The organism is Krasilnikovia sp. MM14-A1004 (genome assembly GCF_047159485.1).
Classification (GTDB): Bacteria; Actinomycetota; Actinomycetes; order Mycobacteriales; family Micromonosporaceae; genus Actinoplanes.
Genome location: NZ_AP038773.1, coordinates 5,783,079 through 5,794,922 on the forward strand (window position 1 = coordinate 5,783,079; position 11,844 = coordinate 5,794,922).

The 11,844-nt window shown below is 70.0% G+C and carries 11 protein-coding genes and 1 pseudogene; 5 read left to right on the forward strand and 7 right to left on the reverse strand.

What is annotated here, in order from left to right; translation table 11 throughout:
- Nucleotides 1-177: 177 nt before the first annotated feature.
- The 3 genes from ACMCNN_RS24840 to ACMCNN_RS24850 are packed head-to-tail and all read left to right on the forward strand — an operon-like array spanning nt 178 to nt 4,099.
- Nucleotides 178-1,947, forward strand: a complete 1,770-nt coding sequence (locus ACMCNN_RS24840; protein ID WP_412742922.1) for a putative Ig domain-containing protein — start codon at nt 178-180, stop codon at nt 1,945-1,947.
- Nucleotides 1,947-2,609, forward strand: a complete 663-nt coding sequence (locus ACMCNN_RS24845) for a type II secretion system protein J (protein WP_412742923.1) — start codon at nt 1,947-1,949, stop codon at nt 2,607-2,609. The genes ACMCNN_RS24840 and ACMCNN_RS24845 overlap by 1 nt, the downstream gene beginning before the upstream one ends.
- Nucleotides 2,606-4,099 (forward strand): ricin-type beta-trefoil lectin domain protein, encoded by a 1,494-nt coding sequence (locus ACMCNN_RS24850; protein WP_412742924.1) that lies wholly within the window; start codon nt 2,606-2,608, stop codon nt 4,097-4,099. The genes ACMCNN_RS24845 and ACMCNN_RS24850 overlap by 4 nt, the downstream gene beginning before the upstream one ends.
- Nucleotides 4,100-4,218: 119 nt before the next feature.
- Here ACMCNN_RS24850 and ACMCNN_RS24855 read toward each other — a convergent pair whose 3' ends face one another.
- The 5 genes and pseudogenes from ACMCNN_RS24855 to ACMCNN_RS24875 all read right to left on the reverse strand — a co-directional run.
- Nucleotides 4,219-5,265 carry a hypothetical protein gene (locus ACMCNN_RS24855; protein ID WP_412742925.1) on the reverse strand — a complete coding sequence of 349 codons (1,047 nt, stop codon included), beginning with the start codon at nt 5,263-5,265 and terminating at the stop codon, nt 4,219-4,221.
- Between the two features lie 186 nt (nt 5,266-5,451).
- Complete coding sequence (locus tag ACMCNN_RS24860; protein WP_412742926.1) at nt 5,452-6,627, reverse strand: zinc-dependent alcohol dehydrogenase; 1,176 nt, start codon at nt 6,625-6,627, stop codon at nt 5,452-5,454.
- The gene (locus ACMCNN_RS24865) at nt 6,624-7,166 is read right to left on the reverse strand and encodes an SRPBCC family protein (RefSeq protein ID WP_412742927.1); all 543 of its coding nucleotides are present in this window, start codon (nt 7,164-7,166) and stop codon (nt 6,624-6,626) included. The genes ACMCNN_RS24860 and ACMCNN_RS24865 overlap by 4 nt, the downstream gene beginning before the upstream one ends.
- Nucleotides 7,167-7,238: 72 nt before the next feature.
- Complete coding sequence (locus ACMCNN_RS24870; RefSeq protein WP_412742928.1) at nt 7,239-8,120, reverse strand: S8 family peptidase; 882 nt, start codon at nt 8,118-8,120, stop codon at nt 7,239-7,241.
- Nucleotides 8,103-8,189, reverse strand: a pseudogene (locus tag ACMCNN_RS24875) (protease inhibitor I9 family protein); the annotation flags it as partial. The pseudogene ACMCNN_RS24875 and the gene ACMCNN_RS24870, both read right to left, overlap by 18 nt.
- 190 nt (nt 8,190-8,379) lie before the next feature.
- On the opposite strand from ACMCNN_RS24875, the gene ACMCNN_RS24880 reads away from it, so the two are divergent.
- On the forward strand, nt 8,380-8,889 hold the full coding sequence (locus ACMCNN_RS24880; protein WP_412742929.1) for a hypothetical protein: 510 nt from the start codon (nt 8,380-8,382) through the stop codon (nt 8,887-8,889).
- Between the two features lie 7 nt (nt 8,890-8,896).
- On the opposite strand, the gene ACMCNN_RS24885 is transcribed toward ACMCNN_RS24880, so the two are convergent.
- Both ACMCNN_RS24885 and ACMCNN_RS24890 read right to left on the reverse strand, forming a co-directional pair.
- Nucleotides 8,897-9,931: a hypothetical protein gene (locus ACMCNN_RS24885; RefSeq protein WP_412742930.1), complete on the reverse strand. Its 1,035-nt coding sequence runs from the start codon at nt 9,929-9,931 to the stop codon at nt 8,897-8,899.
- Nucleotides 9,928-10,278, reverse strand: coding sequence for a PadR family transcriptional regulator (locus ACMCNN_RS24890; protein WP_412742931.1), 351 nt, complete (start codon nt 10,276-10,278; stop codon nt 9,928-9,930). The genes ACMCNN_RS24885 and ACMCNN_RS24890 overlap by 4 nt, the downstream gene beginning before the upstream one ends.
- Before the next feature lie 105 nt (nt 10,279-10,383).
- On the opposite strand from ACMCNN_RS24890, the gene ACMCNN_RS24895 reads away from it, so the two are divergent.
- Nucleotides 10,384-11,718: an acyltransferase family protein gene (locus tag ACMCNN_RS24895; RefSeq protein ID WP_412742932.1), complete on the forward strand. Its 1,335-nt coding sequence runs from the start codon at nt 10,384-10,386 to the stop codon at nt 11,716-11,718.
- Nucleotides 11,719-11,844: the final 126 nt, after the last annotated feature.

Here is an 11,844-nt window from a genome sequence, read left to right on the forward strand (position 1 = left end):
CAATGCGGCGGGGATCATCCCTCCGGGGCGTGTCCGGACTCGTGATGGGGCGAATCACGGCTGCTGATGACAGCGCGATCCCGTTGTAGATCTCTCTCAAGTCGGGCCCGGCCCCGCCGATGGAACGCCTGAGGGACCGCCTTCCGCGGCCCCACCGCGACCATGTGACGGAGAGGCATGCCAGCCAGTTGGGACCGCGTCACCACGCGACCCTGGGCACGTGTTGTGCGCCGGTTGCGCCGCTTCGTGCTGCGCGGAACGGGCGATGCGGGCACCACGCTCGCCGAGGTGCTGGTCGCGCTCGCCGTGATCGGCACCGTCATGGCCGCCACCGCGCCGTTCATGGTCAACTCCGTCATTCTCGTCGCCGAGCAGCGTTCGAAGCAGGCCGCCGTTCAGGTCGCTAACGACGCGGTGGAACGCGTCCGCGCGCTCGCTCCCGCCTCGCTGCTGACCGGGCGAGGCAAGATGGCCACAGATGCCCAGTGGTCTGCCGCCCCCGCGAAGGTGGCCACGGCGCTGGCCGACACCCAGGCCGACTGGGATCCGATGCTGCCGCTGGCCGCGCCGGACGGGGCGCAGGCACCCCTGCCCACGGCGCCGGTCACGGTGAACCTGGCCAACGTGGCGTACGCCCAGCAGTGGTACGTGGGACGGTGCTGGCAGACCAAGACGGCGGCCGGCTCGGCGACCGGCGCGGCAGCCGATTGCAAGAAGACCCACACCTCCGCCGATCTGCCGTACTTCCGGGTCGTGGTGTCCGTGACCTGGACCGGCAAGGGCTGCGCGACGGGCCCGTGCGTGTACGTGACCTCGACGCTGGCCAGCATCGGTGGCGACCCCCACTTCGACCTGAACCGCCCGCCACCGTCGATCACCGGGCCCAGCGTCATGACCGTGTACGTGGGTGACAACCTGACCACCGCCGTCCCGGCGGACCCGGCCCTGCAGATGAAGAGCACCGGTGGCAGCATGCCGCTCGACTGGCAGGTCACCGGGGTACTGCCCCCGGGACTCACGCTCGTACCGCAGTCGGGCAAGCTCGAGGGCACCGCGACGACGCCCGGCACCAAGTCCGTGCAGGTGACCGTGACGGACCGCGTCGGCGACTCGGACATCGCCACACTCACCGTCGAGGTGTTCAACAAGCTGGCGCTCACCAAGCCTGCCGACCAGACGAGCGACCTGGGCACTGCCCTGTCGCTGCAGCTGGTGGCCACCGGTGGCAAACCGGCGCTGACGTACAGCTCGACGACCCTGCCGGCGGGCCTGACGCTCAACACGACGACCGGGGTCATCTCCGGCACGCCCACCACCGCGCAGGCGCCGCAGCCCGTCACGGTCACCGTGACCGACGCCAACAACAAGTCGGTCTCGCAGACCTTCAACTGGGAAATCGTGGTACCGCTCGCTGTCACCAGCACCGCGTCGCAGACGCTCGTCATCAACACCATCCTGGGCGGTGCGACCGCCATCCCCATGACCGGCAGCGGCGGCACGGGCGCGTACACCTGGCGGGCGGACGATCTGCCCACCGGCCTGTCGATCGACCCGAACACCGGCCTGATCACGGGTACCGCCACCAGCGGCACCCGGTTCGTGACCACGGTGTACATCACCGACAACACGGGCAGGGTCGCCTCCGCCCCGGTCGTCTGGCTGCTGACCAACGACCAGCCCAGCAACCTGCAGGTCTCCGTGCCGGACCCGGCCAACCCCAACCAGACCACCACGGTGAACACGACGGTGTCGCTGACCGCCAAGACCACGGGCGGCTCGGGCCAGCAGACCTGGACGGCCACGGGCCTGCCCACGGGCCTGACCATGAGCTCCGGCGGTGTGATCTCCGGCAAGCCGACCGTGAAGGGCACCTATCTGGTGCGGCTCAACGTCGCCGACAACTCGGGCCGGACGGCCGCGCTGATGTTCACGTGGACGGTGAAGTGATGCGCTGGCTTCGGGAGAACATGTCGCGGCGGCGCGGCGACGAGGGCGTGTCGCTCGTCGAGATGATGGTGACGATGAGCATCATGAGCGTCGTCGGGGCGATGTTCGCCACCGGGATCATTCAGGTATTCCGCGCGAACAACCTCATCGAGACGCGGGCCGTGGCCCAGGCCCAGTTGTACATGGCGTTCCAGCGGTTCGACCGGGAGCTGCGCTACGCGTCCTGGATCGCGGACCCCGGCAAGGTCGGCACCAGGTGGTACGTGGAGTTCGCGGATGCCGACCCCACCAAGTGCGCGCAGCTGCGCTTCGACACGACCGCGCAGCCGGCCGCGAACGGCCAGGACGGCGCCGGGATCCTGCAGCTCGTCCGGTGGACGAAGGGCACACCGCCGACCGCGGCCAGCACCTGGACGACCGTGGCGTCGAACCTCGTCGAACAGTCGTATCAGCCGTTCGAGATGCAGCCCGCCAATAGCACGCCCTACTCGTCCGCCAGCGCCGGCAGCCAGTTCACCACGGCCAATCAGCGACTGCGCATCAGGTTGACGTCGCGTTCCGCGGGCAGCACCACGGAGGTCGACACCACCTTCACCGCGGTGAACACGTCGCGGGACACGCTTGCGACCAACGGATGCAGCGAGGGAAGGCCGACGATATGAGATTCGTGCGCTGGTCGGGGCCACGCCGGGGCGAGGGCGGCTCGCTGCCCCTGGCGATGCTGCTGACGACGGTCGCGCTGGCGGCGACCGCCGCGATGGTGCCCATCGTGGTCAAGCAGGCCAACAGTACGGGCACGATCTCCAGCCGGACGAGTTCCATGGAGGGTGCCCGGTCCGGCATGGATGTGGCACTCGGCCAGATCCGGGCGGCCATCGACGGTAGCGGCGCGGGCGCCCTCGAGGAACTGCCGCCGTGTCAGATGGACGGCGCGGGCGCGGACGGCGCGAAGTACACGGTGACGATCACCTACTACGGACTGTCCCCCAGCGGCGCCGAGGTGCCGATGTCCTGCCCGCCGCTCGACGTCCCGGTATCGGCGAAGCTGACCGTGACCGGCACCGGCGGGACTTCCAGCGCGGGTGCGAAGGACACCCGGACGCTGGAGGCCACGTACAAGTTCAAAACGTCGAACGAGAACATCAGCGGCGGCGCCATCCGCCTCGACCAGCCCACGAACCCGTACCTGTGCCTGGACGCCGGCGGCAGCCGCTTCCCGGGCGCGGGCGCGAAGGTGATGATGGAGAAGTGCGTCGACGGCGCGAGCGACCAGCGGTTCGCCTACACCGCCGACCTGAACATCAAGCTCGTCCAGTCCGAGACCTCGACGTACAAGGCCGGGCTGTGCCTCGACGCCCCGATGCCGCGCAAGACCGATGACCAGGTGACGTTCCAGCCGTGTCTGGGCCGACAGGCCCGCCAGCAGTGGAGCCTCGACAACAGCTCGAACTTCCGCAGCACCTCGGACGGCATCAACCTGGACAGCTTCTGCCTCAACCTGAAGTCGACCGCCTCCCCCAACAACTTCCTCGTGATCGGCGGCTGCGGAGGCACCGCCAACAAGATGGTGTTCCGGCCTCAGGCCGGGGTGGGCGCGGGAATGGCGTCCAGGGCCACCGGCCAGCTGGTGAACTTCAAGCAGTTCAGCCGCTGCCTCGACGTGACCAACCACGACGTCAACATGTCGTACATGATCGTCTGGTTTTGCAAGCAGGCCCCGGACGGCAACGTCTCGTGGAACCAGCGCTGGGACATGCCGGCGCAGTCCACCAACGCCGCGAACGCGGTGGCGGAACGCATCCGCACGACCGGCACCAGCAGTCCCGGCGTCTGCCTGAAGAGCCCGCGTTCGACCGCGTCGAACAAGTACGTGACGGTGACAGCGTGCAGCGCCACCGGCGTGCTCACCGACAACAGCCTCAAATGGACCACGTGGGGCGATACCGGCGACTACACCACCAGCTACCGCATCGTCGACGCCGACGGCCATTGCCTCACACCGACGGACCTGACGGTGACCACCCCCGACACCCACACGGACGGTACGGCCAAAGCGAAGGTTGCCGACTGCACCGACAGCCTGCTCCAGAAATGGAATGCGCCAGCGAACTTCACTTCGGGGCAGACGCTTTCCGGCACCCAGGAAAAGTAACCCCAGCCAGGTTTACCGAGAATCGGACACCACAATTCCGGATACGGCGAAATTGCCGCAACCGGATGCCGAAACGGTGAGGCGCGGCCCGCGATAATCGTGGGCCGCGCCTGCCTTTCTCAGTCCTGGTTACTCACCGCACCGTCCTGCGCGGCGCCTTTACCGGCGGCCGCGCCGTCCGCCTTGCCACCGTTGTCCGCACCAGCGTTGTCCTTGTTGCCGGCGTCGTCGTTGCCCGCGTTGCCGTTGCCCGCGTTGCCGTTGCCCGCGTTGCCGTTGCCCGCGTTGCCGGCGTTGTCGTTGCCGGCGTTGTCGTTGTTGCCGGCGTTGTTGTTGCCGGCGTTGTCGTTGTTGCCAGCGCCCTGGCCCGCCGCCGCCTTGGCGTCGGCCAGGTCCAGGCAGGCCTTCAGCAGCGCCTGCTGGGCCGCCGTGACCTCGGCGTCCGCGCCCGCACCCTGGTTGGCGGCACCGTTGGCCTGGCCAGCGGCGTTGCCGTGATCCGCACCGTTACCCTGCGCGGCGTCCGCACCCTTGGCCGCCCCGTTGCCCTGAGCCGCACCGTTACCCTGGGCCGCCCCGTTGCCGTGAGCCGCCGCGCCGTTCCCGCGCCCGGCAGCCGCACCCCGGGCAGCCTTGGCGGCACGCGCCTTGGCCGCGCGCGCCTGCTTCGCCTGCATGGCACGCATGGCCTTAGCGGCCTTCTTCGCCTTCTTGGCATTGCTGGCCGCGCCAGCACCCTGGTGACCGGCCGCCGCGCCGTCCTGACCGGCCGCCGCATCCTGACCGGCTGCCGCATCCTGACCGGCCGCCGCGTCGTCCTTGCCCGCCGCCCCGTCCGCCGCGCTCTGGTCGGCCGCGAACGTGTCACACGCCGTCTCCAGCGCCGCTGCGGACAGCGCCGCCTGGTCGTTGGCGTTCTGCTGCTGCGGGGCCAGCTTCTCCCCGTCGCAGATCACGTCGTTGCCGTTGACCTGTACCTGGGCGCACTTCGAGACGTCGAAGGCCTGCCCGTTGACGGAGATGACCCCGTCCGCCTTGGTGGTGTTCTCGCCCGCCGACGCGAACTGCACGCCGGTCACCCCACCGGCCACCAGCACGCCTGCGAAGACTGCCGCGCCGATCAGCCTGCGGTTGTTACCGGAACCTCGTCGCTGTCGCAGTCTCATCACCACTCCTCGTCGTTGACTCGTCGATGTCTGTCACGCACCAGTACGGGGCGGCACGCATCGGCGGTTCAATTTCCGGGAGATTGAGCCCGCAATTCGCCGTATGGGGAAATGCGCTGCGCCCCGTCACCGTCCGGCGACGCGGCGCACGCATCCCCTTGCTCCACAATGGCTATTAACCAAAGATCACGGCTTGAGGACGACCTTTTCGCAGTCGTCCTGCTTCTTCTTGAAGATCTCGTACCCGTGTGCCGCCTCATCGAGCGGCAGGGTGTGCGTGATGATCCGGGACGGGGCGAGCTCGCCCCGCTCGATGCGCTCCAGCAACGGCCGCAGGTACCGGTGCACGTGGCACTGGCCGGTACGCAGCGTGAGCGCCCGGTTCATCCATGCTCCGGCCGGGAACTTGTCGAGGAAGCCACCGTAAACGCCGACGACGGAGACGATGCCGCCGCTGCGGCAGGACAGGATGGCCTGGCGCAGGGCGTGCGGCCGTTCGGTCTCCGAGCGTACGGCCTGCTTGATCCGGTCGTACGCGTGCAGATGGGCGCTGCCGTGGCTGGCCTCCATGCCGACCGCGTCTATGCACTTGTCCGGCCCGCGCCCTCCGGTCAGTTCGAGCAGCCGGGAGCGGACGTCGACGTCCTCGAAGTTGATCGTGGTGTGGCCGGCTTGCTCGGCCATCCGCAGCCGGTACGGCTCCTTGTCGATCCCGATCACCACGGCGGCACCGAGCAGCCGGGCACTGTCCATGGCGAACTGCCCGACCGGGCCGCAGCCCCACACCGCGACCACATCGGACGGCTGGATGTCGCACATCTCGGCACCCATGTATCCGGTGGGCAGGATGTCGGACAGGAACAGCACCTGCTCGTCGGCCAGGTCCGACTCGATCTTGATGGGCCCGACGTCGGCGAACGGTACGCGCGCGTACTGCGCCTGCCCACCGGCGAACCCGCCGGTCAGGTGCGAGTATCCGAAGATTCCGGCGACCGGGTGGCCGAACATCTTCTCCGCGATGCCCGCGTTCGGGTTGCTGTTCTCGCAGCACGAGTACAGCTCGTTGGCGCAGGCCGCGCAGGCGCCGCAGGCGATCGGGAAGGGCACCACCACCCGGTCGCCGACGCGGAGCCGGTTCCCGTCGACTCCGGTCCCCACCTCCACGACCTCGCCCATGAATTCGTGACCCATGACGTCACCGTCGCGCATCGTCGGCACGTACCCGTCCACCAGGTGCAGGTCGGAGCCGCAGATCGCGGTCGAGGTGATCTTCACGATGGCGTCCCGGCCGTTCAGGATGCGGGGTTCCGGCACGTCACGGACCTCGACCTTGTTACGCCCGGCCCAGGTGGCCGCTCTCATGCGATCTCCTCCTCGGCCCGTTCGTCCGGTGACAGCGGCCGCGCGGGCCGCTGCGGGAACTCGTCGCGCGCCCGCTTACCCCACGGGGCGCCGTCCGAGCGCACCACCTCGCCTGTCTCCAGCACCTGCTTGAACCGGCGCAGGTCGTCATCCAGCTGCTGGTGCGGCTCCTCCCCGAAGTACTTGGCCACCGCCTTGCCCAGCTCGCCGCCGGGAATCTCATACACCAGGTGTACGGACACCTCTGTGCACGCGGTATCCGGGGCCGGCACGAATCGGACGACCCCGGAGTTCGGCACTTCCGCCTCCCCCAGGGACCGCCAGGCGATCGTCTGGCCCGGCACCTCCTCGGTGATCTCCGCGTCCCACTCGACCGTGCGCCCGAATGGCGCGCTCGCCCGCCAGTGACTGGTCTGCCCCCCGGTCTGGCGCACCTCATCCACGTGCGCCATGAACTCGGCGAGGTTCTCGAACCGGCGCCAGAAGGTGTACGCCTCGGCGGCGGGTTTGCGGACCGTGGTCGTGGCCGTCAACTCCATCGGGCCCTCCTTCCCCTCCCGCGATGTACCCGGAGGGCGCGGATTACACCTGACGGAGGGCGGCGCCGGGAGTCAGCGGCAGGTGCAGAGCAACAGGTTCGGCGATCTCCGGCCGGCCGAACTGATCTTGTGGCGGGAGGCGGCGCGCAGCAGGGCGACGCGTACCGAGGCCGGCTGCCAGGCCGGGTGCGCGGCCAGCAGCAGGGCGGCCGCGCCGGCCACGTGCGGGGCGGCCATCGAGGTACCCGACATCGCCTGGTGGGCGTGGTTGCTCGACGTCCAGTCCGAGACGATCGCCTGGCCGGGCGCGAACAGGTCCAGGCACCGGCCGTAGTTGGAGAACCGGGCCCGGCGGTCGCGGCGGTCGGTGGCGCCGACGGTCAGCGCGGACGGCTCCCGGGCCGGGGAGACCCTGCAGGCGTCGCGCGAGTCGTTCCCGGCGGCCACCACGAACGTGATGCCGGCCGCGACGGAGCGGTGCACCGCGTCGTCGAGCGCCCTGGACGGTGGGCCCTCGATGCTCATGTTCACCACGGCCGGGCGGGCCGCGTGGGCGGTGATCCAGTTGATCCCGGCGATGATCTGCGCGTAGCTGCCCCTGCCCTTGCAGTCCAGCACCCGTACGGCGACCAGCCGCACGCGCTTGGCCACGCCGTACCGGCTGCCGCCGACCGTGCCGGCGACGTGCGTGCCATGGCCGTTGCAGTCGTCGGCCCTCGCGTCGTGGCCGATGAAGTCCCAGCCGTAGCGGGCCCGGCCGCCGAAGTCCCGGTGACTGATGCGGATGCCGCTGTCGAGCACGTACACGGTCACCCCGGCGCCGCCCGTGGTGGGATACGTGTAGCGGCCGGACAGGCTGCGCCCGCGCTGGTCGACCCGGTCCAGCCCCCAGGACGGCGGCGACTTCTCGCTGCTCGCCGCAGCCACCTCGCGGCCGGGAGTGACGTAGGCCACTGCCGGGTTCGTCGCCAGCCGGGCGGCCGCCGAGGCGGTCAGCGTGGCGGCGAAGCCGAGCAGCCCGCTGGTGTAGGTGTCCGACCTTGAGCGTGCGTCCGCGGGATGGGATCCGGCTCCGGCGCGGGCGGGTGTGACGCACGAAACCTACGAACCCCCGTGCATCGGCCGAACTTTCGGATGTCAGCCAGACATGACAGGGCCGGGCGCGGCACGGAGGGGGTAGGGACTTATGCGGAAGTCGCGGGGGATCGCGAGCGTGCTGATGGCCGTGCTCGGTGTGGTGCTGGCCGGGGCCGGCCCGGTGCTGACGCTGCAGGGCGTGCAGGCACAGAGCGAGGTACGGCACGAGCTGGCCGCCCAGAAGATCGCCTTCCCGACCGACCCGGCCCAGCTTCCGGACGCCCTGAAGAGGTACGCCGGAGAGAAGGTCACCACGGGCGGCGAAGCCAAGGCGTACGCCGAGTTCGTCTCCGCGCAGGTCGCGAAGGCCGCCGGCGGCAAGACGTACACGGAACTGTCGGCGCAGCCGACCGGCGGCCAGCTGACGCAGGCCCAGCAGACCGCGCTCATGGGTGAGGCGCTGCGTGGCTCGCTGCTGAGCGCCAACCAGGCGGAGAACCTGAGCTGGCTGCTGACCGGCCTCGGCGCGCTGCTGACGGTGATCGGCGCGGTGTGCGCCCTGACCGGCTTCAGCCTGCGGCCGCCGCGCATCGTGGTGCCGGACTCCCCCGAGGCTCTGGAGAGCCTGCACCTGCGCCTGCGCTGAGGCGGGCCTAGTCAGACGCCAAACGGGCGCCCCTGGCCGCGATCACCACGGCCGCGGCCAGGGCGACCAGCCCGACGGCGGCGCCGGCCGGGGCCAGATGCGCCGGTAGCTGGTCGCTGGGACTGGACATGATGTAGGCGTTCGACGCGCCGATGTCGTACACCAGGATCTGGTAGAGCTTGCAGTAGAGGGCGAACACCGGCGCGATCGCGGCCAGGACGGCCGTCACGGCGAGTACGGCCACGGTTGTCCGGTGGGCGCGCCCGGCCTGCCGGACGCGAGTGGCGAGCGCGGCCACCAGCAGCCATCCGGCCAGCGCACCGATCACCAGCCCGGCGATCGTCAGGGGCACGACGGCGGCGGTGTCCACCGCCCAGACGTCGACGCGAGCGTCCGTGCCCACGTCGTTGTACAGAACCCCGCCGACGGCGGTGTCACTGAAGCCCCTCAGGACCAGACCGCCCTTCGCCGCGTCGAACATGATCGTCTGCTGCGGAATCACGGGCTCGTCGAAGAAGGTGTCTCCGTACGTTGCCGGGGTCTCGGTGAATCTGACGATCCGCCAGCCCGAGTTGGTCAGGGCCGTCCGCAGGCGCTCACCCGGATAGGGCACTGTGGTTCGTGCGGCCGAGGCCATGACGGGCCCGTTCATCGCCGTCTCCCACGGATGGACCTCCGTCTGCGACGGGGCCGCACCGATCATGTCGACGGTCAGGCTCCGCAACTGGTCGGTGGACGGCACGGTGGTGGCCGTACGCCAGCCCAGCCACGTACCTCCCGCACTGCCGAGCGCGCCGAGCGCGACCGCGGCCAGCACGGCGGCGAGCATGGCGAACGGCCGCCGGAAGGGCAGCCGGAACCGCTGCCGGATGCCGCAGGCCACCAGATGCAGCGTCTGGCCGGCGGTCGGCCCGTACCCGGACTCGGCCATGTCCAGCAGCGTGGTGATGATCTCGACGCCGTGCCGGCGACGATAGGGACCCGGGTACGCCCAGAGCAGCAGCCGGTAGCGGCGCTCGCGACGGGCCGGGGAGGCGGTCATCCAGCCAGCCCCGGGCTCATGGTTCCGAGTACGGGCCGTCCGGCGGGCCGCCGGAGCCGGGCCTCCGCCGCGTCGGCGTTGCGGCGCAGCCGGGCGACCTGTCCGGCCAGTGCGGCGGCACCGTGATCGGTGAGCCGGTAGTACCGGCGCAGCCGGCCGTCGATGGCCTCCTCCCGGTCCACCTCGACGAGGCCCTGCTCGGCGAGGCGGTCCAGGGCGCCGTAGAGCGTGCCCGGACGCAGGACGACGTCGCCGTCCGACAGCGTCTCGACCGCCCGGATGACGCCGTAGCCGTGCGTGGGTTCGGCCGCCAGCGCAGTCAAGATCAAGAACGTGGGTTCTTGCATGGGCCCGGACGCTACAGCCGCCGCTATATAACGTCAAGCGTGGTATCCGCCGCGACTTGATAGTCAGGTTGACGTTATATACCGGGTGACGTATCTTCCCCGGGCATGTCAGCGCTCCTGGGGCCCGCGTCCCTGATCCTCACCGCCCTGACCCGCGGCCCGTTGTCTGGTTCCGCGGTGATCCGGGAGGTCACGGCCGTCTCCGAGGGCGAGGTCCGGCTCCAGCCGGGCACGCTCTACGGCACCCTGGACCGGCTGGCCGAGCGAAAGCTCGTGGCGGTCGACCGGGAAGAGGCCGCCGACGGACGGCTCCGGCGGTACTACCGGCTCACCGCCCGCGGCCGTGCGGCGGCGCCGACCTCGCCAACCCGCGGGCCGCACCGGCTCGCCGCCCTGGACGGACTGCGGCTGATCGCGGCGCTCGCCGTCGCGGTCCACCACTACACCACGTACTGGGCACTCGACGGCGTCCACACACCCGCGTACTTCCTGCCCGACGCCAGCCGCGTCACGATCTACGGCTTCCTCGGCGTGGAACTCTTCTTCATGATCAGCGGATTCGCGATCTGCATGAGCAGTTGGGGGCGGACACTCGGGTACTTCTTCGCCTCCCGCGCCGGCCGGCTCTATCCGGCGTACTGGACGTGCATCGTCGCCACCTTCGCGGTCACCACACTGCTGCCGATCAGCGGCCACATCCCTCAACGTGTACCACTGTCGTGGGCCGACGTCGGCGTCAACTTCACCATGGTGCAGGAGCCGCTCGGAGTGCCCGCTGTGGACAACGTGTACTGGACCCTGTGGGCGGAGCTGCGGTTCTACCTTCTGTTCGCGGTCGTCGTGGCGTGGGGCGTCACGTACCAGCGAACCGTGATCTTCCTGCTCGGCTGGCTGCTGGCCGCCTGCGCGGCCACCTCCCTGGACGTGCCGCTCCTCAAGGTGATCACCGTCGGGGAGTTCGCGGGCTACTTCGTCGCCGGTGTCGCCATCTACCTGATGCACCGCTTCGGACCGACGCCCCTGCTGTGGCTGATCCTCGGCCTGTCCTGGTGGGTGAACATGCACCGCCTCGCGGAGCGGGTCGGACCGCACGGGTTCGGCGTTGCGCTCTGGCCCGCCGTCGTCATCGTGACGCTCGGATACGCGATCCTGGTGCTGATCGCGCTCGGCGGGCGGGGCCTCCCCGGTTGGCGCTGGTTGACGCTGGCGGGAGCGCTGACCTACCCGTTCTATCTGCTGCACCAGCGGATCGGCTACACCATCATCCGGTACGGGTATGAGCTGACCGGCCTGCCGGTGGGGGTCCTGATCGGCGCGACGGTCGTCATCATGCTCGGCCCCGCATGGCTGGTGTACCGGTACATCGAGCGTCCCTTCGGTCCCCGGCTGCGCGCCGCGCTGCGCCGGGCATTCGAGCCTCGCACCCGCCCGGAGCGGTAGCGGCACACGAGAAACGCCGATCCGACGTGAGCCGCGGAGCGCGCTCCACTCGGCGCTGGCCGCCCGGGCGATAAGTAAGACATTTTCGTCAGGTGCGCGGGCGGCCTGCCGATGGTCTCCCGCGTG